Raw genomic sequence first — 22,519 nt, 5'->3', positions numbered from 1 at the left:
GGTGGAGGGGGATTGTGGAGCCCGAAGAACCCCTCCGGCCCTCTGGGCCACCTCCCCCGGAGGGGGAGGATTAGATTCAGCTCACCGCCGCCCGAACAGCCGCTCGATATCCGCCAGCTTCAGTTCGACATAGGTCGGGCGGCCGTGGTTGCACTGGCCCGAGTGGGGGGTGGCTTCCATCTGGCGCAGGAGGGCGTTCATCTCCTCGCCGGTGAGGCGGCGGCCGGCGCGGATGGAGCCGTGGCAGGCCATGGTGCCGCAGACCTCGGCCATGCGCTCCTTCAGGGCCAGGGCCTGGCCGTTCTCGGACAGGTCGTCGGCGATGTCGCGGATCAGGGCGCCGGCGTCGGTCTCGCCCAGCAGGGCGGGGGTCTCGCGGACCAGCACGGCGCCGGGGCCGAAGCCCTCGACGATCAGGCCCATCTCGGCCAGCTCGTCGGCCTTGGCGACCACGCGTTCGGCTTCGGCGGGGTCGAGCTCCACCACCTCGGGCAGGAGCAGGGCCTGGCGGGTGACGCCGCCGCCGGCCATCTCGACCTTCATGCGCTCATAGACCAGGCGCTCGTGGGCGGCGTGCTGATCGACGATGACGATGCCGTCGCGGGTCTGGGCGACCACATAGGTCTCGTGCAGCTGGGCGCGGGCGGCGCCGAGGGGGTGGTCGATCAGATCGACATGGCCTGGCTGCGAGGGCGGGGCCGGCTGGTCGGCATAGGCGACCGCTTGCTTCAGCACCTCGCCGAAGCTGGTCTCCACGCGGGCCGAGACCTGGGTCAGGCCGGGCAGGATCTGAGCGGTCGGCTGCGGCGACGGCGTCCAGCCGCCCGCGCCCCAGGCTGAGAAGCCGGCGGGCGAGGGCGCATAGGACGGCGGGCCGCTCTGCGGGCGGAAGCCGCCGAGCGCGGCGGCGGCCACGGTGGTCGAGGCGCGGTGGCCGGCGGCGGCCAGGCTGTGACGTAGGGCGCCGATCAGTAGGCCCCGGACGAGCGCCGGGTCACGGAAGCGCACCTCGGCCTTGGCCGGGTGGACGTTGACGTCGACCTGGGTCGGGTCGAGCTCCAGATAGAGCGCCGCCGTCGGGTGGCGATCGCGGGCCAGGTAGTCGGCATAGGCTGCCCGCAAAGCCCCTTGCAGCAGGCGGTCACGCACCGGGCGGCCGTTGACGAACAGGTACTGGTGGGCGGCGTTGCCGCGCGAATAGGTGGGCAGGCCGGCGAAGCCCGTCAGGCGCACGCCCTCGCGTTCCTGGTCGATCAGGATGGCGTTGTCCTGGAAGTCGCGGCCCAGGACGGCGGCGAGGCGGGCCAAGCGGCCGTCCGGCCCCGGATGCTCGGCCGACAGACGCAGGACGCGCTTTCCGTCCAGGTCGAGGGTGAAGCCGACCGCCTCGTGCGCCATGGCCTGGCGCTTGATCTCCTCGGCGATCGCCATGGCCTCGGCCCGCTCGGACTTCATGAACTTCAGTCGGGCGGGGGTGGCGTAGAACAGGTCGCGGACTTCCACCCGGGCGCCGTGCGGGCCAGGGAAGGCGGCGGGGGAGACGGCGCCCATGGCGCCGCCCTCGACCAGCAGGCTGTGGGCGTCGGACGCTCCCTTGGCCCGCGACGAGATCGACAGGCGGGCGACCGAGCCGATGGAAGGCAGGGCCTCGCCCCGGAAGCCCAGGGTGGCGATGCGCAGCAGGTCCCAGGTGCCGTCTTCCTGCGGCGACAGCTTGGAGGTGGCGTGACGCTCCACCGCCAGCAGCAGTTCGTCAGGCGACAGGCCGCAGCCGTCGTCGGCCACCAGGATGCGGGTCAGGCCGCCGCCGTGGGCCTCGATCTCCACGCGGGTGGAGCCGGCGTCCAGGGCGTTCTCGACCAGCTCCTTGATGGCGCTGGCCGGGCGTTCGACCACCTCGCCGGCGGCGATGCGGTTGACGGTCTCGGGCGGGAGGCGGCGGATGGGCATGGCCGACAGAATATAGGTCGATTCCGGCGCGCCGCTTCTTCAACGAAAAACGCCCGGCTGGAGGGCCAGCCGGGCGTCAGTCACAGACGGTCCTGGGCTCTTAGCGGGCCGTCTGGCGGTACCAGCGCACGACGTCGTCATGCATGGTCTTCATGGCTTCTGGGTTCAGATAGATCATGTGACCCGACGGGTAGTAGGTCAGCTCGACGTTCTTACGCTGAGCCGGCTCCAGCATCATGTGCGAGACGTCGTACTCCAGGCCGTAGAACGGCGTGGCCATGTCGTAATAGCCGTTCAGCGCCAGCACCTTCAGGTGCGGGTTGCTGCGCATGGCCAGCGACAGATCGACGGCGGTGTTCGGGGTGGTCTGGGGGCCGAAGCCCTGACCCGGAGCGCGGTGCTTCCAGTCCCAGTCGAAGCCGCCCGCGTCACGCGCCGACAGGCGGTAGTCGAGGTCGGTCTTGTAGCCGATGGTGTTGTTGACGTAGTCGCGCACCATGCCGCCGTAGGCGCCGGTGATGGCGTCGTTGGCGATGTCGCCCTCGGGAGCGGCGCCGCCGGCGTCCACGTCCACGCCGCGATAGCGGCTGTCGAGGCGGCCGACCGTCAGGCGTTGGTCACGCAGCAGCTCCTTGCGGAAGCGGCCCAGATCGACGCGCAGGTTGCTGTTCAGGATGAACTGCGGCGAGATGCCGATGAACTTCGACATCTCGTTGGCGACGGCGGTCTTCTCCTCGGCGGAGATGGTGTCGCCCTTGGCCAGGGCGGCGGCGTAGCGGCCGCTGGTGAACTCGCGGGCCTGCTGGACGAAGGTCGCCAGGTCGGCCGGGCGGTTCTGGACGCGGTTGTGATACCAGGCCGTCGCCGCGTAGGTCGGGAACAAGGTCAGGTGGTTCTGATCGTAGCCCGGCTGACGCACGCCGTAGTTCATGATCGAGGACAGCAGGATGACGCCGTTCAGGGCCATGCCGCTTTCCTGCAGCTTGTTGGCCAGGGCGCCGGCGCGCAGCGTGCCGTAGCTTTCGCCGAAGATGAACTTCGGGGAGGACCAGCGGCCGTTGATCGTCACATAGCGCTGGATGGCGCGCGAGAAGGCGTCCACGTCCTGATCGACGCCGTAGAAGGCCTTGGCCGGGGTGTCGCCCAGGGGACGCGAATAGCCGGCGTTCATCATGTCGATGAACACCAGGTCGCTTTCACCCATCAGGTTGTAGGGGTTGGCCTCGAGCGAGAACGGGCCCGGCTTCATCACTTCCGGATCGCCCGGCTTGATCCACTGCGGGCCGAACGAGCCCATGTGCAGCCACAGCGAGGACGAGCCCGGGCCGCCGTTGAACAGGAAGGTGACGGGGCGCTTGGGATCCGGCTTATCGCCAGCGGTATAGGCCACGTAGAACAGGCTGCCGGTCGGCTTGCCGTCGTCGTTGCGCACGGTCAGCGTGCCGGCCGTGGCCTTGTAGCGCAGGGCCTTGCCGCCGACGTTGATGGTGTTGAAGATCGAGGCGGTCCGCTCTTCGGCGGAGGCCTTCACCCAGCCTTCGGAAGCGGCGGCAGGCTTTTCAGCCTTGGCTTCCGGCTTGTCCTGGGCGACGGCGGTCGAGGCCGCCCCGAGCATCAGGATGGTGGCGAGGGCGGTAAGCGTGGTTCGGCGCATAGTCAGTTTCAGTCCCTTCTGGCGTTGATGCGACCGCCGACGGTTGTCCCGCCGGTCGTTCAGAGAGTTGTCAGCAACGCGCCGTCAGGGACTGGGCGGCCGCGGGGCCGCCCAGGGCTCCGACTTACAGGCCCGGCAGCTTGATCCCGCCCTTGCCGCGGGAGATCACCACCGCCTTGCCGCCCGTGAGGGCTTTCAGGCGTTGCTCTTCAGCTTCTGCGTCGACGACCGGCGCGGACTGGCCGGCGGTGGCGGCGTCGCCCCCGGCCGGCTTGTCCTTGCGCCAGAACATGACGCGGTCGGCGAAGCCCTTGTCCTTGTGAGCGATCTCGCCGTTCTCGTCGTCGACGACGAAGCGGATCAGCGGGTCGGCCGTGCCGCCGCCGGCGCGGGCCACGAGGATGTTCTCGCCCTGCGAGCGGTCAGCCGCGGCGGCCTGGCCCTGAAGCTGGGCGCGGGCGGCGCTGTCCGGCGCCAGTTCGGCGGCGCGCGGTTGGCCCGGTGCGGGCGGACGCAGGGAGAAGTCGGGCGGAAGGACCAGCGGCGCCTTGGTGACGACGCGGAACTCATCGGGGGTGACCTTCGACATGCCCAGGGCCTTGGAGGCGCTCTGGCAGCCGGCCAGGCCGGCGCCGAGGGTAGCGGCTCCCAGGATGGCGAAGGTGGCGACGACGCGGTTCAAACTCATGAAATCCATGCTCCAGAGGCCGCCCCCGGCCTACATACGGACGTCGCAGATACCGCATTTGGAGGGGAGGCGTAAACGGCTTCGCCTCACCTTGATCGTCGCAGCTTTGTTAGACGATCGTATACCAGATACGATTGCAGCGTTGAAATGTTTCGGACAATTTTGCGAAGAGGTTTTTGCGTCCTTCGAGACGGCCTGTCGGCCTCCTCAGCATGACGGATTCAGAAGCAATCCAAGCCCGTCATGCTGAGGAGCGCGAAGCGCGTCTCGAAGCACGCACTATTTGCGTGCGGAATCGCCGAAGAGACTGTCGGCCAGCAGCAGGATCACCCCCACGGTGATGCCGGCGTCGGCGATGTTGAACACCCACGGGAAATAGAGCCGCGAGAAGTCCAGGAAGTCGGCGACCGCGGCGAAGCGCACGCGGTCTATCAGGTTGCCCAGGGCCCCGCCGATGACCAGGCCGAGCGCCGTGGCCAGCAGCGGACGCTCGGTCTTGCGCGCCCAGCCGGCCAGGAAGAAGGCCACCGCCAGGGAGAAGCCGGCCAGGGCCCAGCGGGCCAGGTCGTGCCCGGCCTGCAGCAGGCCGAAGCTGACGCCCTGATTCCACACCATGGTGAGGTGGAAGGGACCCGCCACCGGCACCGACCCACGCAGGGGCAGGTCGAAGATGTTGAGGATCCAGTGCTTCACCGCCTGGTCGGCGACGATGACCCCCGCCGCGATGGCGTAGGCGGTCCAGCCCATGCGGGTGATGTGCAGCTTAGCCATGCGAAGCATCGCCCTTCTTGGCGTCCCAGGCGGCGACCGCGTCAGCGTCCCGCAGCGAAAGGTCGGGGTAGCGCGAGTCCGTGCCGACTTCCGGCAGGACGCGCCAGGAGCGGGCGCACTTGGCGCCCTGCGCCAGGATCGGTTCGACCGCCACGGCCTTCACGTCTTCCGAGCGGAAGGCGTCAGCCGGACCTTCGCCCGCGACCAGGGTCGCCTGGCTGGTGCGGAAGATCTCCGCGGCGTCCAGGCCTTCGAAGGCGGCCAGCAGCTCGGGGTCGGCGACGTGGACGACCGGCGCGGCTTCCAGGGCCGAACCGATGCGCTTTTCACGGCGCTCGATCTCCAGGGCGCCGGTGACGGCGCGGGTGACCAGCTCGACCTTGGCCCAGCGGGCGGCCTCGGCGTCGTTCTTCCACTCGGCCGGGGTGGCCGGGATGACGCGCAGGCAGTTGGAGCCGGCGTCGGGGAAGCGGGTGGTCCAGGCTTCTTCCATCGTGAACGGCGTCAGTGGGGCCAGCCAGATGGTCAGGCGCTCGAACACCAGGTCCATCACCGTGCGGCAGGCGCGGCGGCGGACGCTGTCGGGCGCGTCGCAGTAGAGCGCGTCCTTGCGGATGTCGAAGTAGAAGGCCGACAGGTCCTGGGCGCAGAACTCGGCGATCGGGCGCAGGACGTCGCTGAACCGGTACTCGGCGTAGGCGGCGCGCACCTGGCCGTCCAGCTCGTGCAGGCGGTGCAGGATGTAGCTTTCCAGCGGCGGCATTTCGGCCAGCGGCAGGCGCTCGGCGTCGTCGAAGCCGGCCAGGGCGCCCAGCAGGTAGCGGACGGTGTTGCGCAGCTTGCGATAGGCGTCGGCGACGCCCTGCAGGATCTGCTTTCCGATGCGCTGGTCGTCGGCGTAGTCCACCGAGGCGACCCACAGGCGCAGGATCTCGGCGCCGCTTTCCTTGATGACCGCCTGCGGGGCGACCGTGTTGCCCTTGGACTTCGACATCTTCTCGCCGTTCTCGTCGAGCGTGAAGCCGTGGGTCAGGACAGCGTCATACGGCGCGCGGCCGCGGGTGCCGCAGCCCTCCAGCAGGGACGACTGGAACCAGCCGCGATGCTGGTCCGAGCCTTCCAGATAGAGGTCGGCGGGCCACTTGGAGTCGGCGCGGCCCTCGATGGTGAAGGCGTGGGTGCAGCCGCTGTCGAACCAGACGTCGAGGATGTCCTCGATCTTCTCGTAGCGAGCCGGATCGTGCGCGCCGAGGAAGTCGGTCACCGGGCGGGTGAACCAGGCGTCGGCGCCCTCGGCCTTCATCGCGTCGATGATTCGCTGGTTGACCTCGGGGTCGTGCAGCGGTTCGCCCGTCTCCTTGTCGACGAACATGGCGAGCGGCGTGCCCCAGTTGCGCTGGCGGCTGATCAGCCAGTCCGGGCGCGTCTCGACCATGCCGCGGATGCGGTTGCGGCCCTGGGCGGGGTGGAAGGTGGTGGCGTCGATGGCCGCCAGGGCCTTGTCGCGCAGGGTTCCGTCCTCGCCCTCGTGGTCCATGCGGATGAACCATTGGGGGGTGTTGCGATAGATCACCGGCGCCTTGGAGCGCCAGCTGTGCGGATAGGAGTGCTCCAGCCGGCCGCGGGCCAGCAGGTTGCCCGCCTCGATCAGCTTTTCAATGACCGCGCCGTTGGCGGGGCCGAACTTGCCGGCCTTCTTGCCTTCGGTCTCCAGCACCTTCAGGCCGGAGAACAGGGCGACGGACGGATAGTAGGCGCCGTCCGGATCGACGGTCTCGGGGATCTCGCGGTGCCCGTGGGCCAGCCAGACCTGATAGTCTTCCTGGCCGTGGCCGGGGGCGGTGTGGACGAAGCCCGTACCGGCGTCGTCGGTGACGTGGTCGCCGGCCAGCAGCGGCACGGCGAAGCCATAGTGGCTGTCCAGGTCGGCCAGCGGGTGGGCCAGGACCATGCCTTCGCAGTCGATGGCCTCGACCTTCTTCCACGAGGCGATCTTGGCGGCCTTGAACACGTCCTCGGCCAGCTTCTCGGCGACGATCAGGCGGTCGCCCGGCTTGGCCCAGGGCTCGAAGTCGAGGCCGGTCTCCAGCGTCTCCACCTCGAACGCCGCATAGGCGATGTCGGGGTTGTAGCTGACGGCGCGGTTGGCCGGGATGGTCCAGGGCGTGGTGGTCCAGATCACCAGCTTGGCGCTGCGGGCCACGTCGGAACCTTCGACCACCGGGAATTTCACCCAGACCATGGGCGAGACGTGGTCGTGGTACTCGACCTCGGCGTCGGCCAGGGCGGTGCGCTCGACCGGGCTCCACATCACCGGCTTGGAGCCGCGGTAGAGCTGGCCGCTCATCAGGAACTTGTGGAACTCGCTGGTGATCTTCGCCTCGGTGGTGAAGTCCATCGTGGCGTATCGTCCTTCCCAGTCGCCCAGGACGCCGAGGCGCTTGAACTCGTCGCGCTGGGCGTCGATCCATTCGGCGGCGTATTCGCGGCAGCGCGAGCGGAATTCGGCGGCGGGGATCTCGTCCTTGCGGCGGCCCTTGGCGCGGAACTCTTCCTCGATCTTCCACTCGATCGGCAGGCCGTGGCAGTCCCAGCCCGGCACGTAATCGACGTCGAAGCCCAGGGCAAAGCGCGAGCGGACGACGAAGTCCTTGAGGATCTTGTTCAGCGAGTGGCCGATGTGGATCGGGCCGTTCGCATAGGGCGGGCCGTCATGCAGCACGAACAGCGGGGACTTGGCGTCCTGCCGCGCCTTGCGCATGGCGGAGTACAGATCGCCCCAGTCGGCGAGGATCTGCGGTTCCTTCTGAGGAAGGCCCCCGCGCATGGGGAACGGGGTCTCGGGCAGGAAGACGGTCTCGCGATAGTCGCGGCCCGGGGTCTGGTTGGCGTCGTCGGCCATGGTCATGTCGTCTCGAAAAATCGGGCGCCGTCGTCAGACGGCTTCGCCGCTACGGGGAGCGGAGGGGGCGGTGATCGGCGATCCCGGCGCGCGCGCGGCCTCGACAGGCGGCGTCACGCCGGGCGCGTAATTCGCGGAATGAGCCGAAGAAAGGTCATCGCCGGCTGATACCAGAGAAGAGGCGGCATCGTCACGCCTCTTGCGGGGAAAGATCGGCAGGCCGGCGATCCATGAGCGCATTGGACGCTCGAAAGCGACCAGCGAGACGTAGGAGACGACCAGCAGGATCGGCACGGACAGGACGATCCAGACATCATGGCCGATGCCGGTGCGGCGGGGCAGCTGCTGTACGAAGAACAGCAGGGCGAAGGCGTGCCACATGTAGAGCGAGTAGGTCAGCTGCCCCAGCGGTGCGAGCTTGCGCGTCAGGGCGTCGACCTTGCCGCTGAGATCGGCGGCCAGGGCCGAGGCGGCGATCGCATAGACGATCAGCACCAGGATCGACTTGGGCACGCGGAAGTACATTCCCGCCAGATAGGCGACGGTGGTCGCCGCCAGCAGCAGCTTGGGCGCGGGCAGCAGGCGCAGCTTGTCGCGGATGGCGTAGAGGCCAAGCCCGATCATGAAGGCCGGCAGGGCGCGCATGACGCCCCAGTCGAAGGTCCACTCCCACCAGGGGCGGTTGATCGGCCCGGCGCGGCCGACGCCGTAGAGGAAAACCAGCACCACGGCGGCGGCCAGGAACAGGGTCCAGGCCCGGCGATAGAGAATGAGGAACGCCGGCAGGGCGACGTACATCATCATCTCTGCCCCGATGGACCAGCTGGGGAAGTTGAACCGCAGGCCGCCGCAGTTGGGGATGGCGTGCAGGAACAGGGCCGTGGGCGCCAGGCAGCCCACGTCAATGCGGGCGAAGCGGCCGGGCATCAGCCAGCTCATCAGCGGCAGGAAGGCCAGAAGGGTCAGCCAGTGCAGCGGCGCCAGGCGGGCGAAACGCTTCTGCATGAAGCGGCCGTAGTCCTCCGGCGACTTCAGCCGGCCGGCATAGGCGTGGGCGATCATCATGCCTGAGATGACGAAGAACAGGTCGACCAGCAGGTTCAGCGGGCCGGCGCGCTTGATCATCGCTTCGCCGAAGTCCGGCAGGCGCAGCTCGCCCATCAGATGGAAGAAGACGATGCCCGCCGAGGCCAGGAAGCGCAGGGCGTCCAGGTGCAGGAAGTCGTCGCTTTCCGGGCGGAGCCTGGGCAGACGGTTAAGAAGGGGCCGGAACGCAACCATGCGCGGTTATTGGCGACGCCCGCGGATCGGGCAAGAGGCGGCGTTCATCGCAATGACCGCTGCTATGTCTCGACGGTCGCCGAAACTGTGCCTATCCCTTTGCGTTCAAAAGTTCGGGGGAGTTCCATGGGCAAGCGTTTCCTGCTGGCGGCCGCGGCCGCGACGGCTCTTTTGGCGGCGTCGCCGCAGATCGCTCTGGCGCAGGGGGCCAAGTCCGCCGCGGCGTCCAGCGTCGAGCGCAAGGAGGGGCTGCTGCCTGTCCTGGTCGACGCCCAGCAGGGCAAGGTGCTGCTGTCCCTGGCCAAGCCGGACAAGGACGGGGTGGCCGGCCGCTATATCTACATCGCCGCCCTGAAGACCGGCCTGGGCTCGGCGCCCATCGGCCTGGACAAGGCCGCCCTGGGCGAGGGGCGCCTGCTGGTGTTCCGCCGCGTGGGCGCCAAGGTGGTGGCCGAGTACGAGAACCCCAAGTTCCGCGCCGAGGGGGCCGGGCCTGACGAACAGGCCGCCGCCCGCGACAGCTTCGCCTATTCCACGGTCTGGGCCGGCAAGATCGAGCGGGAGGAGGCCGACGGCCGCCTGGTGGTCGATGTCTCCAGCTTCCTGACCCGCGACGTGATGGGCATCGCCAACTCCCTGAAGCAGGGCGGCGAAGGCGGCTTCAAGCAGGTGGCCGACCTGTCCCTGGTCGAGGCGAACGCCACCAAGGTGTTCCCTGACAATGTGGAGCTGGAGGCGCGCCTGACCTTCGGCTCCGACACCCCGGGGGCGGAGGTGCGCAACATCGCGCCGGACGCCAAGCTGATCACCCTGGCCGTGCGCCACTCGCTGATCCGCCCGCCGGAGCCGGGCTTCGAGCGGCGCTGGTGGGACCAGCGCAGCGGCGGCTTCGGCAATATCGTCAACGACTACGCCGCCCCGCTGGGCGACCCGATCGTGCGCCAGCTGGTGTCGCGCTTCCGCCTGGAGAAGCTGGACCCGTCAGCGCCCAAGTCGCGGGTGAAGAAGCCCATCGTCTTCTATATCGACCGCGCCGCGCCCGAGCCGATCCGCACCGCCCTGAAGGAAGGCGCGGCCTGGTGGGCCAAGGCGTTCGAGGAGGCCGGCTATATCGACGCCTACAAGGTCGAGATCCTGCCGGAAGGCGCCGATCCGCTGGACGTCCGCTACAACGTGGTCAACTGGACCAACCGGGCGACGCGCGGCTGGTCCTACGGCCAGGCGGTGACCGACCCGCGCACGGGCGAGATCATCAAGGGCTCGGTGCTGCTGGGCTCCCTGCGGGTGCGCCAGGACATGATGATCTTCGAGGCCCTGGTGGGGGCGGACAAGGTTGGGAACGGCACGCCGAACGATCCGGTGGTCGCGGCCCTGGCCCGCATGCGCCAGCTGTCGGCCCACGAGGTCGGCCACTCCCTGGGCTTCGCGCACAACTTCTCAGCCAGCACCCAGGGCCGGTTCTCGGTCATGGATTACCCGGCCCCGCGCCTGAACCTGGTCGACGGCCAGGTCGATCTGTCCGACGCCTATGGGGTGGGGGTCGGCGCCTGGGACGAGTTCATCGTCGATTGGATGTACGGTGATCCGCAGCGGGCCCACGCCAAGGCGGCGGCCCAGGGCGGCCTGCGCTACACCACGGACGCGGACGCGCGCTCCGGCTCGGCGGGCCAGCCGTGGGGCAGCCTGTGGGATGACGGCTCCGACCCGGCGGCCGAACTGGTCCGCATGATGGGCGTCCGCAAGGCGGCCGTGGACAGCTATGGCCTGAAGGCCCTGCACGCCGGCGAGGGCGCCAACGAGCTGCGCCGCAAGTTCGTGCCGGTCTATCTGCTGCATCGCTATCAGGCCGAAGCGGCCGTGAAGCTGGTGGGCGGGGTGGACTTCGCCTACTCGGTGAAGGGCGATGGGCGCGAGGCGGCGACGGTGGTCCCGGCGGCGCATCAGCGCGCGGCCCTGGACGCCCTGATGCTGACCCTGGCGCCGGCGGCGCTGGACGTGCCGGAGAACGTGCAGCCCTACCTGTCGTCGGGCAATTCGGGCGACCGTGATCGCCAGCATGAGATCGAAGTGCTCCGCACCATGGGCGGGCCGGTGTTCGATCCGCTGGTCGCCGCCGACGTGGCGGCGGGCATGACCCTGAGCAACCTGCTCGATCCGACCCGCATCAACCGCGTGGCTGACCAGCATCGCCGCGATCCGGGCAATCTGGGCGTGGACGAGATGACCCGCCGCATCCTGGCGGCCGCCTTCGACGGCCCGGTCCCGGCCGGCCGCCTGGCCGAGGTGCGCCGCCGCCTGCAGGCGCGGACGGTGTTCGCCCTGGCCATCGCCCAGAACGACCCGAACGTGTCGCCCACCGCCGCCTCGATCATCGCCGCGCAGCTGGGGGACCTGACCAAGCGCCTGTCGGCGGTGAAGGGCGGCGAGGCCGAAAGCGCCCACGGCCGCTGGCTGGCCGGCCTGCTGTCCGACCGCGAGACCCTGGCCCCGCTGCTGGCCCAGAAACGCCGCACCCCGGCGACGCCGCCGGGGATGCCGATCGGCGGTGGGGAAAGCGACTGGTTCGGGGATCTCTGAAAATCCTCTCCTCCCCTGTAGCGAAGCGTACGGGGGAGGGGGACCGCGATAGCGGTGGAGGGGGCGTGACTGGGCTCAGAGGAAGCTGTCGCCCCCTCCACCATGCTGCGCATGGTCCCCCTCCCCCGCTGCGCAGGGGAGGAGATTGATTTAGGCCCCCAGGATCCCGCGCGCCTGACGCTCGTCCTCGCGGATCTGTTCGACCATGACCTCGATGGAGCTGAACTTCTCCTCCGGGCGGAGGAAGGCGATCAGCTGGGTCTCCAGGGTCTGGCCGTAGAGGTCCTCGTCGAAGTCGAACAGCCAGGTCTCCAGCCGGGTCTCGACCTCGCCGGTGGTGGGGTTGTTGCCCAGGTTTGCGACCCCCGGGACCACGCGGCCGTCGGGCAGGCGGGTGCGGGTGGCGTACACGCCGAGCTTGGGGACCACATAGTCCTCCAGCGCCACATTGGCGGTGGGGAAGCCCAGCTGGCGGCCAAGCTGACGGCCCCGGCGCACGATCCCCTCGATGGCGAAGGGCTGGCCCAGGATGCGGGCGGCCTCTTCCGGATGGCCGGCGCGCAGCGCCTCGCGCACGCCGGTGGATGAGAACTTGCCGCTCTCCTCGCCCACGGCCTCCTCGACCGAGACCGAGAAGCCCATCTCCTCGCCGTACTGGCGCATAAGGCCGGCGTCGCCGCTGCGGCCGCGGCCGAAGGAGATGTCGAAGCCCACGGCCACATGGCGCACGCCCAGGCCGCCCTTGAGCACCTTCTGGGCGAACTCGCGGTCGGACAGGCTGGCCATCTCGAAGTCGAAGGGCAGCAGGTACAGGCGACGCACGCCCATGGCCTCGAGCGCGCGGGCCTGCTGGTCGTGGGTCATCAGCTTGAAGGCCGGCTCGTTGGGCCGGAACAGGCGGCGCGGATGCGGGTCGAAGGTGATGACCCCCAGGGGGGCGTCCAGACGCTTGGCGGCCTCGGCGGCGGCGGTGATGACGTGCTGGTGGCCCTGGTGGACGCCGTCGAAGTTGCCGAGCGCGACGGACGCGCCGCGATCCTCGGGCCCCAGGTCTTTCCAGCTATGGATGATGCGCAGGGTCAATCAGGCGCTCCGGCGGGGGACCATGACCACGGCCTCGCCTTCGACCACGGCCTTGCCGCCGACCTTGCAGACGGTGGCGAAGGTGACGCGGCCCTTGGCCTCGTCGATGGCGGTGATCTCCACGCGGGTGACCACCTCGACGCCGATCTTCACCGGGCGTTTGAAGGACAGGGACTGCGAGATGTAGATCGCGCCCGGCCCCGGCAGGTTCGTGCCGATGGCGGCGGAGATGTAGGCGCCCGACAGCATGCCGTGGGCGATGCGCTCGCCGAACGCGGTCGTGGCCGCGAAGTCGGCGTCCAGGTGGACGGGATTGGTGTCGCCGCTGACGTCGGCGAACTTCTGGATGACCGCCTCGGTGACGAGGTTGGTGGTCTCGGCGGACATGCCGACGCTCAGGTCTTCCAGGAAGTAGCTCTTCACCCGCACTCTCCTCGCCGTTTTGGCGTCGTTGTCTTGCGGCGCCGTTTTACCCCGTGCGGGGGCGATGTCACCAGACGAGGTCGCCCATGGCGTGCGTGGCGGTGGTCCCCTCGGCGTTCAGCAGGGCCTCCACGGCGGGGGCGTGCAGGCGGCCGTCGGGGCCCATGGCCTTCAGGCCGTGGATGCCCTTGGCGATGAACAGGCAGTCCAGGTTCTGGCTCTCGGCGCCCAGGACGTCGGTGATCACGCCATCGCCGATGCACAGGACGCGGCTGCGGTCGACGGGGCGCTTCAGCAGGCGTTCGGCCTCGGCGAGGGCCAGGTCGTAGATCGGGCCGAAGGGCTTGCCGGCCATCAGCACCTGGCCGCCGAGGCTCTCGTACAGATCGGCCAGGGCGCCGGCGCAGTAGATCAGCTTGTCGCCGCGCTGAACCACCCGGTCGGGGTTGGCGCAGATCAGGGGCAGCTTGCGCTCGGCGGCGATCTGAAGCCGCTCGCGGTAGTCCTCGGGCGTCTCGTTCTCGTCGTCATAAAGGCCGGTGAGCGAGATGAAGGCCGCGTCCTCGGCGTCGGCGAAGGCCAGGTTCAGGCCGTCATAGAGCGGGGCGTCGCGCACGGGGCCGACGGTCCAGACAGGACCTGGCGCGTGCTGGGACAGCAGGGCGCGGGTGGCGTCGCCGGAGGTGACGAAGCCGGCCCAGGCGGCCTGGGGCACGTTCAGCGCCTCTAGCTGGGCGACCACGTCGCTGGCCGGGCGCGGGGAGTTGGAGATCAGCACCACGGGGCCGACCTCGGCGTTCCAGCGGGCGAGAGCGGCGCAGGCCTCGGGGAAGCTTTCGCGGCCATTGTGGATCACGCCCCACACATCGCAGAGCAGGACGTCGTAGCGGTCCTTGAGTTCGGACAGGCCGGCGGGGAGGAGAGAAGCTGCGCGCATGCCCCGGCGGTAGCGGGGATCAGGCGTCGCGGTCAACTCGCATCGTGGAAGATGACGCCCATCGTCCGCCGGCGGCCGGCGCGGATTTCGCTGACCCCGTGGCGCAGGATGCGGCGGTGGACGCCGCGCGTCCCCTCGGCCGGCCGCTCGCGCACGGCGAAGATCACGCCCTCGCCCTTGAACAGGGGCACGACCTGGGGCGCGGACTGCTGGCGGGGGCGTTGCTCGACCAGGACGAACTCGCCGCCCTCGAAATCCACGCCCGGCTCGTCCAGCAGGAAGGCGGCCTGGAGGGGGAAGACATGCTCGCCGTATAGGTCCTGATGCAGGCAGTTGTAGTCGCCGGGGCCGTAGGTGAGCAGCAGCGGGGTTGGCCGCGCCTGGCCGGCGGCGTGGCAGCGGCCGAGCATCTCGTCCAGGCTCGGCGGGAAGCGGTTGTCGATGTCCAGCCGCTCGCACCAACGGTTGGCGTTGGCCGACAGGTGGGGATAGAGCCCGGCCCGAAGCGTCTGGACCGCGCCCGGCAGCGGGTAGCTGAAATACTTGTACTCCCCGCGCCCGAAGCCGTGGCGGGCCATGACCACGCGGCTGCGGAACCCGGCGTCCTGCGGATAGAGCCCAGCCAGGGCGGCGCAGTCGGCGTCGTCGAGAACCCGGCCGGTGAGCGCCCAGCCGCGGGCGTCCAGTTCGGCGGTGATGCGGGACCAGTCGAGGGTGTCGGGAGCGATCATGGGCTGGGTATGGCTGGTTCGGAGGAGCCGGGCATTCCGAACCTTGCGGTGTGTTCTCTCAATCTCGCCTCCCTAGGCCTTGTGCCTAGGGCCCCTGTGTCCGCTTGCTAAGCGCCCAAATTCCAAGCTCCGAGGCAGCCGATGCAGGGGCCCTCGCCACAAGGGCGAGGGAGGCGGAGATAATGGCCCGGACGCACAGTGAACCCTTGCCAGGCTTGGCTTCGCCATGCCCCATGCCGATGGGGGAAAGGCGCGCATAGACGTCTAGCCTTCTGGGGGGCTTCGCGCCCGTAGAGCATGGATCACGAGTGATGATGAAACGGGCCTTGCCCGGCGCGCTGGCCGCGCTGTTGATGACCACGACCGCCGCGTCCGCCTGGGCCGCGTCCCTGCCGGCCCTGAAGAAGGAGGCGGCAGCCAAGGTCGACGCCAAGGCCAAGCTGGCCCAGCAGATGAACAACTCGATCTTCAGCTTTGGGGAGCTGGGCTTCCAGGAGATCGAGACCTCGAAATACATCACCGGCGTGCTGGAGAAGAACGGCTTCACCATCCAGCGCGGGACCTCGGGCCTGCCGACCGGCTGGACGGCGACCTGGACCAACAAGACCGGCGGACCCGTCATTGCCCTGGGCTCTGACATCGACGGCATTCCGAAGTCGTCCCAGACGCCGGGCCTGCCCTATCGCAAGCCGCTGGTGGACGGCGCGCCGGGCCATGGCGAGGGCCACAACTCCGGCCAGGCCGTGAACGTGGTCGCCGCCCTGGCGGTGAAGGAGCTGATGGAGCGCGAAGGCATCGCCGGCACCCTGATGCTGTGGCCGGGCGTCGCCGAGGAGCTGGTCGCCAGCAAGGCCTACATGGTCCGCGACGGCGTGTTCAACAACGTGGACGCGGTGATCTTCACCCACGTCGGCGACAACCTGGCCACCACCTGGGGCAAGGCGTCGGGCACCGGCCTGGTGTCGATCCAGTACACCTTCAAGGGCGAGACGGCGCACTCGGCCGGCAAGCCGTGGCAGGGCAAGTCGGCCCTGGACGCGGTGTCGCTGATGAACGCCGGCTGGGAGTTCCGCCGCGAGCACATCCGTCCCGAGCAGCGCTCGCACTACGTGATCACCGACGGCGGCGACCAGCCCAACGTCGTGCCGGAACGCGCCACGGTCTGGTATTATTTCCGCGAGCAGGACTTCAAGAAGATCGCCGACCTGAAGGCCATGGGCGACAAGATCGCCGACGGCGCGGCGATGATGACCGACACCACGGTCACCCAGCGCGTGGTCGGCTACGCCGCGCCCCGCCACTTCAACAAGCCGATGGCCGAGGCCGCCTACGCCAACATCCAGGCGGTGGGCTTGCCCAAGTGGGACGCTAATGACCAGGCCTTCGCCAAGGCGGTGCAGGCCAATGTCGGCGCCGACAAGACCGCCGGCCTCGACACCGAGCTGAAGAAGATGGAGCCCCCGGTCGAGGAGCCCAAGAGCGGCGGCTCGGACGATATCGGCGACGTGTCGTGGATCGCCCCGACCATCACGGTGAACTATCCGTCGAACATCCCGGGCCTGCCGGGCCACAACTGGCGCAACGGCATCTCCATGGCCACGCCGATCGCTCACAAGGGCGTGGTGGCCGGCTCCAAGGTGGTGGCGATGACGACCCTGGACCTGCTGATGCGGCCGGAACTGCGGACGGCGGCCAAGGACTACTTCACCAACGTCCAGACCAAGAACGAGAAGTACGCCCCGCTGATCGGCGACGCCAAGCCCCCCGTCGAGCTGAACACCGGGATCATGGCCCAGTACCGCGAGGCCATGAAGCCGTTCTATTACGACGACACCAAGGACCAGACCTATCTGGAGCAGCTCGGCGTGAAGTGGCCGACGCTGGACAAGGGGCCTGCAGCGAAGTGAGCGTGTGCGGACGCCATGGTCTTCATGGCGTCCGCATCAAGGCTTTGCTAGTTCGGTTGCTTTGTTGACTTCGTGACAATCTATGATTGTCTTTCTCCGAGCTTTTTCAGCATCGGGGGGCCGAATGCGTCGTACGCTGATTTTACTGGTTGCTGTGGCGGCCTTGGGAACGCCGGCGGTCGGGCAGCACTCACGCCATCAATCAATCGCTTACTCCCCAATCTCAGACTATTGGGGCGTCGCTAACGGGCTTGGCAATCTCGTCGCCGCCGACGCTGCGGCGATGGGCTTTTGCAATCGGCCAGACTGCAGGATCGTCGCCAACGCAACCAATGCCTGCGCCGCCTTCGCCACGACGGCGGATCGCAGGTATGCGGGCGGCCTCGGTTTGAATCATGCGCAGGCGCAAGCCAACGCGGTGGCGGGATGCAATGCGGCGTTCGGCGTGCCGTGCGTCGCTCGCGGATCGATCTGTTAGGCTCGGCCTACCGCCCGACCCGGCGGCGCAGGGCTTCGCGGAAGAACTGGGCGGGGGCTTCGGCCTCGGCCAGGACCGCGTCGCGGACCACGCGGGGCTCGCCGAACAGGTTGCCCTGGCCGTAGCCGATGTCGAGGTCGAGCAGATCGACGATCTGGCGCTCGCTCTCCACTTTCTCGACGATGACCTCCAGGCCGTAGCGGCGGGTGAGGGCGGCGAAGTCGGCGGCGTGCAGGTCGGGCAGGGAGGCGAGCACCAGGCGGCCGCCTTCCTCCTCCAGCTGGTCGAGCAGCATCTGGGCGCCGACCTTCACGAACTTCACGTCGGCGCGGGCCAGGTCCTGGAAGTCGAGGTCCAGGTCGCTGACCTTGTCGATCGAGAAGCGGAAGCCGAGCGCCGCCAGGCGGGCCATGTGGCGGGCCTCGACCGGGCCGCGCTGGTCGAAGGCGCTCTGGCCCAGTTCGAAGATCAGCGAACCGGACAGGTCACGGTTGGCCGACATGAACTCCAGGAACTGCGAGAAGAACGCCTCGTCGCCCAGGCTGTTGAGCGAGATGTTGCAGAAGATCCCGACCTTGCGGTCGTTGCGGGCCAGGCGACGGACCACCTGCACGCAGCGGAACAGCAGCAGGTTGTCGATGGCGGCGACCAGGCCCTCGGGCTCGGCGACGGCCAGATACTCGGCCGGCATCATCACGCGATTGCCCTCGTCCCGGAGGCGCGAGAAGCTTTCGTAGAAGACCATCTTGCGCTGGGGCAAGCCGACGATGGGCTGCAGGTAGAGGTCGACGCGGTTCTCGGCCAGGGCGTCGCGGACGGCGTCCAGCAGGGCGACCGACTGCTGCGAGCGCGGGCGGGCGGCGTCGTACTGGGCGGCGGCGACTTCCTGGGACAGCTGGGTCTCCAGCTTGTCGCTCATGCGCTGGACCACGTCTTCCAGCATGTGGACTTCGCTGGTCAGCTCCTCAGAGCGGCGCAGGGCGTCGTCGGTGACGGTCTCGACCACCTCGGTCAGGCGGCCGTCGATGCGCTCGACCTGGGTCAGCAGGATGGAGTGGGCCTCGCGCAGGGCCTCGACCTCGCCTTCCAGCTGGGCGGCTTCGATCATGCGGCCGATCAGGCCGTGGAAGGCCAGGCACAGGCCCAGCCCGCCCAGGAACGCGGACACGCCGGCGCCCCAGCCGCCGCCATTACGCCAAATCGTAAGGGCGACGATCAGGGACAGACAAAGATAGGCGCCGATCAGCAGCGCCAGGGTCAGTTTCCGCATTATCCCGCCAAGGAAACGCCTGTGCAAATCAACGAGCAGTATCGGCTGCCATCGCGCGCGGCGGCAAACGGATAAAGGACCCGCCGCCGCGGCATCGCGACTCAGTTGGGCGACTCAGCCCGTCGCCCGCCCTAGTAGGCGAGCGCCACCCCGTCCTTGCGCATCTCGGTGGCGGCGGCGTAGCGGCCGGGCCAGCGTTCGATGGCCTGATAGCCGCCGTAGCCGCCCGGTCCCGCCTTCAGGTTCCAGCCGAGGGCGGCCAGGGCCTTCTGCGTCGCCTCGGGCACGCCGGTCTCCAGGTTCAGCTCGCCGACGCCCTGCTGGGCCTCGCCGGTGGGTTCGGTGGAGCCGCCATGGTGCCAGCGCGGCGCGTCGCCGGCTTCCTGAACGCCCAGGCCGAAATCGACCATGTTGCTGATGATCTGGGCCTGGCCCTGGGGCTGCATGTCGCCGCCCATGACGCCGAACGACAGCCAGGGCTGGCCGTCCTTCATGGCGAAGCCGGGGATGATCGTCTGGAATGGGCGCTTGCCCGGGGCGTAGATGTTGGGGTGGCCGTCGGTCAGGGCGAACAGCTCGCCCCGGTCCTGGAACATGAAGCCCAGGCCGTCGGCGACCAGGCCCGAGCCCATGCCGCGATAGTTGGACTGGATGATCGAGACCATCATCCCGTCCTTGTCGGCGGTGGTGAAATAGGTGGTGTCGCCCTTGCTCGGCGCCTGGCCCGGATAAACCGGGGTGAGGATCTTGTCGGGGCGGATCAGCTTGGCGCGCTCGGCGGCGTAATCCTTGGAGATCAGCCACTCGATCGGGGATTTGTAGAAGTCCTGATCGGCGTAGTAGCGAGCGCGGTCCTCATAGGCGAGGCGTTTGGCCTCGACCGCGTGGTGGATCGCGGCGGCCGACTGGAAGCCCATCGACTTGATGTCGAAGGTCTCCATGATGTTCAGGAGCTGCAGGGTCGCCAGGCCCTGGGTGTTGTCGGCCAGGGCGTAGACGTCCACGCCGCGGTAGCCCGTCTTGTAGGCCGTGGTCCAGACGGCCTTGTGGTTGGCCAGGTCGGCCTTGGTCATCCAGCCGCCGATGCGCTTGAAGTAGCGCTCGATGGTCTCGGCGATCTCGCCCTCGTAGAAGGCGCGGCCGCCGCCCTGGGCGATCAGGCGATAGGTGCGGGCCAGGTCCGGATTGCGGAACATCTCGCCCTCGACCGGGGTCTTGCCGCTGGCGGCCCAGACCTTGAGGAAGTTGTCGTGCTCCTCGATCTGCGAGGCGGGGTTGATGAAGCGCTTGTGGCTGCCAGCCAGGTAGAAGGCCACGTTCTGGGTGATGGCGTGGCCGTTCTCGGCGTAGTGGATGGCGTCCTCGAACAGCTCGGCCCACTTCAGCTTGCCGTAGCGCTCGTGCATGGCGCGCCAGGCGTCGACCGCGCCGGGGACGCTGACCGTGACCGCGCCCCACGAGGGCAGCAGGCCGTCCTTGGCGCGCCTGCGCACCGTCTCCAGCGACAGGCCCTTGGGCGAGCGGCCGGAGCTGTTCAGGCCCATGACCTTTCTGGTCTTCGGGTCCCACAGCAGGACGTAGCAGTCGCCGCCGATGCCGCAGGCGATGGGCTCCATGAGGCCCAGGCACGCATTGGCCGCGATGGCGGCGTCGGCGGCCGAGCCGCCCTTCTTCAGGACGCTGATCGCCGCCTGGGTGGCCAGGGGATGGGCCGTGCCGGCCGCGCCGTTGGCCCCCCACGCCGCCGAGCGCGAGGCGAAGTTGGCGCCGTCGATGCGGTCGCCGCCATGGACGTCCGGCCGCTTGCGGTTGGGGTTGGCGCCGCTGAAGAACTGCGACTGGGCCAGGGCCGGCCCCGCGACGGCGGCTGCGGGCAGGGCGGCGAGGAAGGTGCGGCGACGCATGGACTGGTGACCCCCGAGGAACAGCAAAGGCGGCGAAGCTAGGCCCGCCGCCTTCATGTGTCACCCGGCTTTGCGTGCTTCGAGACGCGAGCTTCGCTCGCTCCTCAGGATGACGAATTCAGTAGCAACAAAGCTCGTCATGCTGAGGAGCGCGACAGCGCGTCTCGAAGCACGCAGGGTTCTATTCAGCGTCCCACTTGAACGCCGGGTCCAGCCAGTCGCCCAGGCGGCCGTCGGGGGCGGCCAGGGCGTGAATCCTGCCCATTTCCTCGGCGGTCAGGGTGAAGTCGGAGATGTCGAAGTTCTCCTTGGCGCGGCTTTCCTTCTGGGTGCGCGGGATGGCGATGACGCCGTCCTGCTGCGTCAGCCAGCGCAGGGTGACCTGACCCGCCGTCTTGCCGTGGGCCTTGGCGATCTCGCCGATCACCGCGTCGTCGGCGATCTTGCCCTGGGCCAGGGGCGACCAGGCGGTGAGCGAGGCACCCAGCTCCCTGGCCGTCGCCAACAGGGTCTTCTGCGACAGGTAGGGGTGATACTCGACCTGGTTCGTGGCCAGCGGCGTGGCGGCCAGGGCGGCGGCCTTGCGCCATTGCGACGAGGGGAAGTTCGACACGCCGATGGCGCGGGTCCAGCTCTTGGCCTGGACGTCGTTCATGGCCTCCATGGTCTCTTCGAGCGCCGGGGCGGCCTTGGGCCAGTGGAGCAGCAGCAGATCGATCTGCTCGACGCCCAGACGCTCCAGGCTTTCCTCGACCGAGGCCTGCAGGTCGCCCTTGCCGAAGCGGTCGACCCAGACCTTGGTGGTCAGGAAGATGTCCTTGCGGGCGACCTTCGACGCGGCGATGGCGGCGCCGACCTCGCGCTCGTTCTTGTAGATCTGGGCGGTGTCGATGTGGCGGTAGCCGATCTCGAGCGCGGCCTCGGTCATGCGGCGGGCCACGTCGCCTTCGAGCTGCCAAGTGCCGAAGCCGAGGGCGGGAATGGCGACATCGCCGGATTTCACGTCGTGCATGGGAGGACTCCAGAAGATCGGTTCCGCGCATCTATGTAGGCGAGTGCGCTTCCACCAGCGGCAGGGATGCGTATTAGGACCGTATGAGCGCGCTTGCGTCCCCAATTCTTGTCCTCGGCGCGACCAGCCTGATCGGGCGTTTCCTGATCGAACGGCTGTCGGCGGAGGGGCTCGACTATTACGGCCTGAGCCGCGAGGCGCCGGTCGACGACGTTCGCATGATCCGCGGCGACCTGTCCGAGGACGACCTGGCGCAACGTCTGCCGCCGACCAGGACGGTGTTCAGCCTGTCGCCCATCTGGCTGCTGCCCAAGGCGTTGCCGGCCCTGAAGGCGGCGGGGATGAAGCGGCTGGTCGCATTCTCGTCCACCAGCCGGTTCACTAAGATCGACTCCCGCAACGCCGAGGAGCGCGAGGTCGCCCAGGCCCTTGCGGACGCCGAGGCGCAGGTCGTCGCCTTCTGCCAGGCCAACAAGATCGCCTGGACCATCCTGCGCCCGACCCTGATCTATGCCGAGGGGCGCGACCGCAATGTCAGCCGCCTGGCCGGCCTGATCCGCAAGCTGGGCTTCCTGCCGCTGTCGGGGGAAGGCGGCGGGCTGCGCCAGCCGGTCCACGCCGACGACCTGGCGCGGGGCGCGCTGGACGCGGCCGGGGCGGCCAAGGCCAGGAACCGCGCCTATGACCTGACGGGCGGCGAGACCCTGACCTATCGGGTGATGGCGCAGCGGGTTTTCGAGGGGCTGGGGCGGCGGCCGCTGATCGTCAGCCTGCCGCCGTGGGCCTGGCGCATCGGCCTGACCCTGGCCTCGCCGATCATGCCGGGGGTCACCGCCGGGATGGGCGAGCGGATGGAGGCTGACCTGACCTTCGACAGCAGCGAGGCGGTCCGCGATTTCGGCTGGGCGCCGCGCGACTTCCGCCCCCGGTTCTGAACGCAGAAACGCCGCC

At 68.9% G+C, this 22,519-nt stretch carries 17 protein-coding genes; 4 read left to right on the top strand and 13 right to left on the bottom strand.

Annotated elements, in window-relative coordinates:
- Positions 1-81 precede the first annotated feature (81 nt).
- The 6 genes from mutL to ABOZ73_RS05700 form a co-directional block, all read right to left on the bottom strand.
- Positions 82-1,950 (bottom strand): DNA mismatch repair endonuclease MutL, encoded by a 1,869-nt coding sequence (gene mutL, locus ABOZ73_RS05725; protein WP_369061438.1) that lies wholly within the window; start codon positions 1,948-1,950, stop codon positions 82-84.
- A 100-nt stretch (positions 1,951-2,050) separates the two neighbouring features.
- Complete coding sequence (locus tag ABOZ73_RS05720; protein ID WP_369061436.1) at positions 2,051-3,604, bottom strand: S10 family peptidase; 1,554 nt, start codon at positions 3,602-3,604, stop codon at positions 2,051-2,053.
- A gap of 124 nt (positions 3,605-3,728) precedes the next feature.
- Positions 3,729-4,292, bottom strand: a complete 564-nt coding sequence (locus ABOZ73_RS05715; protein ID WP_369061435.1) for a DUF3035 domain-containing protein — start codon at positions 4,290-4,292, stop codon at positions 3,729-3,731.
- A 279-nt stretch (positions 4,293-4,571) separates the two neighbouring features.
- Positions 4,572-5,063, bottom strand: a complete 492-nt coding sequence (gene lspA / locus ABOZ73_RS05710) for a signal peptidase II (protein ID WP_369061433.1) — start codon at positions 5,061-5,063, stop codon at positions 4,572-4,574.
- On the bottom strand, positions 5,056-7,965 hold the full coding sequence (gene ileS / locus ABOZ73_RS05705) for an isoleucine--tRNA ligase (RefSeq protein WP_369062493.1): 2,910 nt from the start codon (positions 7,963-7,965) through the stop codon (positions 5,056-5,058). Before ileS ends, lspA begins: the two co-directional genes overlap by 8 nt.
- A 33-nt stretch (positions 7,966-7,998) precedes the next feature.
- Entirely contained in the window at positions 7,999-9,246 is a 1,248-nt protein-coding gene (locus tag ABOZ73_RS05700; protein ID WP_369061431.1) for an acyltransferase family protein, read from the bottom strand.
- A gap of 126 nt (positions 9,247-9,372) precedes the next feature.
- On the opposite strand from ABOZ73_RS05700, the gene ABOZ73_RS05695 reads away from it, so the two are divergent.
- On the top strand, positions 9,373-11,823 hold the full coding sequence (locus tag ABOZ73_RS05695) for a zinc-dependent metalloprotease (protein ID WP_369061430.1): 2,451 nt from the start codon (positions 9,373-9,375) through the stop codon (positions 11,821-11,823).
- Between the two features lie 150 nt (positions 11,824-11,973).
- On the opposite strand, the gene ABOZ73_RS05690 is transcribed toward ABOZ73_RS05695, so the two are convergent.
- From ABOZ73_RS05690 to ABOZ73_RS05675, 4 genes are all read right to left on the bottom strand, one after another.
- Positions 11,974-12,906: a bifunctional riboflavin kinase/FAD synthetase gene (locus ABOZ73_RS05690; RefSeq protein WP_369061429.1), complete on the bottom strand. Its 933-nt coding sequence runs from the start codon at positions 12,904-12,906 to the stop codon at positions 11,974-11,976.
- On the bottom strand, positions 12,907-13,329 hold the full coding sequence (locus ABOZ73_RS05685) for a MaoC family dehydratase (RefSeq protein WP_369061428.1): 423 nt from the start codon (positions 13,327-13,329) through the stop codon (positions 12,907-12,909).
- A 67-nt stretch (positions 13,330-13,396) separates the two neighbouring features.
- Positions 13,397-14,266: a TIGR01459 family HAD-type hydrolase gene (locus ABOZ73_RS05680; protein ID WP_369062492.1), complete on the bottom strand. Its 870-nt coding sequence runs from the start codon at positions 14,264-14,266 to the stop codon at positions 13,397-13,399.
- Positions 14,267-14,298: 32 nt separating this feature from the next.
- Entirely contained in the window at positions 14,299-14,997 is a 699-nt protein-coding gene (locus tag ABOZ73_RS05675; protein ID WP_369061426.1) for a 2OG-Fe(II) oxygenase, read from the bottom strand.
- A 311-nt stretch (positions 14,998-15,308) separates the two neighbouring features.
- On the opposite strand from ABOZ73_RS05675, the gene ABOZ73_RS05670 reads away from it, so the two are divergent.
- Both ABOZ73_RS05670 and ABOZ73_RS05665 read left to right on the top strand, forming a co-directional pair.
- Positions 15,309-16,904 carry an amidohydrolase gene (locus ABOZ73_RS05670; RefSeq protein WP_369061424.1) on the top strand — a complete coding sequence of 532 codons (1,596 nt, stop codon included), beginning with the start codon at positions 15,309-15,311 and terminating at the stop codon, positions 16,902-16,904.
- 124 nt (positions 16,905-17,028) lie between these two features.
- Positions 17,029-17,382, top strand: coding sequence for a DUF4189 domain-containing protein (locus ABOZ73_RS05665; RefSeq protein WP_369061422.1), 354 nt, complete (start codon positions 17,029-17,031; stop codon positions 17,380-17,382).
- Between the two features lie 7 nt (positions 17,383-17,389).
- Here the strand turns inward: ABOZ73_RS05665 and ABOZ73_RS05660 are convergent, their stop codons facing one another.
- From ABOZ73_RS05660 to ABOZ73_RS05650, 3 genes are all read right to left on the bottom strand, one after another.
- Entirely contained in the window at positions 17,390-18,652 is a 1,263-nt protein-coding gene (locus tag ABOZ73_RS05660) for an EAL domain-containing protein (protein ID WP_277784424.1), read from the bottom strand.
- Positions 18,653-18,783: 131 nt separating this feature from the next.
- On the bottom strand, positions 18,784-20,556 hold the full coding sequence (gene ggt, locus ABOZ73_RS05655) for a gamma-glutamyltransferase (RefSeq protein WP_369061420.1): 1,773 nt from the start codon (positions 20,554-20,556) through the stop codon (positions 18,784-18,786).
- 181 nt (positions 20,557-20,737) lie between these two features.
- Positions 20,738-21,568, bottom strand: a complete 831-nt coding sequence (locus tag ABOZ73_RS05650) for an aldo/keto reductase (protein WP_369061418.1) — start codon at positions 21,566-21,568, stop codon at positions 20,738-20,740.
- Between the two features lie 83 nt (positions 21,569-21,651).
- Here ABOZ73_RS05650 and ABOZ73_RS05645 point away from each other — a divergent pair, with 83 nt between their 5' ends.
- Positions 21,652-22,503, top strand: a complete 852-nt coding sequence (locus ABOZ73_RS05645) for an NAD-dependent epimerase/dehydratase family protein (protein WP_369061416.1) — start codon at positions 21,652-21,654, stop codon at positions 22,501-22,503.
- The last annotated feature ends 16 nt before the right edge of the window (positions 22,504-22,519 follow it).

The organism is Caulobacter sp. 73W, assembly GCF_041021955.1.
In the GTDB taxonomy this organism is placed as follows: Bacteria; Pseudomonadota; Alphaproteobacteria; order Caulobacterales; family Caulobacteraceae; genus Caulobacter.
Note: the sequence above shows the minus strand (reverse complement) of the source record. Positions and strands in the feature narration are given on the sequence as shown.

Bases quoted from the DNA above. Each gene is read 5' to 3' on its own strand.
- mutL (WP_369061438.1), bottom strand. From the start codon at position 1,950: ATGCCCATCCGCCGCCTCCCGCCCGAGACCGTCAACCGCATCGCCGCC.
- ABOZ73_RS05720 (WP_369061436.1), bottom strand. From the start codon at position 3,604: ATGCGCCGAACCACGCTTACCGCCCTCGCCACCATCCTGATGCTCGGG.
- ABOZ73_RS05715 (WP_369061435.1), bottom strand. From the start codon at position 4,292: ATGAGTTTGAACCGCGTCGTCGCCACCTTCGCCATCCTGGGAGCCGCT.
- lspA (WP_369061433.1), bottom strand. From the start codon at position 5,063: ATGGCTAAGCTGCACATCACCCGCATGGGCTGGACCGCCTACGCCATC.
- ileS (WP_369062493.1), bottom strand. From the start codon at position 7,965: ATGGCCGACGACGCCAACCAGACCCCGGGCCGCGACTATCGCGAGACC.
- ABOZ73_RS05700 (WP_369061431.1), bottom strand. From the start codon at position 9,246: ATGGTTGCGTTCCGGCCCCTTCTTAACCGTCTGCCCAGGCTCCGCCCG.
- ABOZ73_RS05695 (WP_369061430.1), top strand. From the start codon at position 9,373: ATGGGCAAGCGTTTCCTGCTGGCGGCCGCGGCCGCGACGGCTCTTTTG.
- ABOZ73_RS05680 (WP_369062492.1), bottom strand. From the start codon at position 14,266: ATGCGCGCAGCTTCTCTCCTCCCCGCCGGCCTGTCCGAACTCAAGGAC.
- ABOZ73_RS05675 (WP_369061426.1), bottom strand. From the start codon at position 14,997: ATGATCGCTCCCGACACCCTCGACTGGTCCCGCATCACCGCCGAACTG.
- ABOZ73_RS05670 (WP_369061424.1), top strand. From the start codon at position 15,309: ATGATGAAACGGGCCTTGCCCGGCGCGCTGGCCGCGCTGTTGATGACC.
- ABOZ73_RS05665 (WP_369061422.1), top strand. From the start codon at position 17,029: ATGCGTCGTACGCTGATTTTACTGGTTGCTGTGGCGGCCTTGGGAACG.
- ABOZ73_RS05660 (WP_277784424.1), bottom strand. From the start codon at position 18,652: ATGCGGAAACTGACCCTGGCGCTGCTGATCGGCGCCTATCTTTGTCTG.
- ggt (WP_369061420.1), bottom strand. From the start codon at position 20,556: ATGCGTCGCCGCACCTTCCTCGCCGCCCTGCCCGCAGCCGCCGTCGCG.
- ABOZ73_RS05650 (WP_369061418.1), bottom strand. From the start codon at position 21,568: ATGCACGACGTGAAATCCGGCGATGTCGCCATTCCCGCCCTCGGCTTC.
- ABOZ73_RS05645 (WP_369061416.1), top strand. From the start codon at position 21,652: ATGAGCGCGCTTGCGTCCCCAATTCTTGTCCTCGGCGCGACCAGCCTG.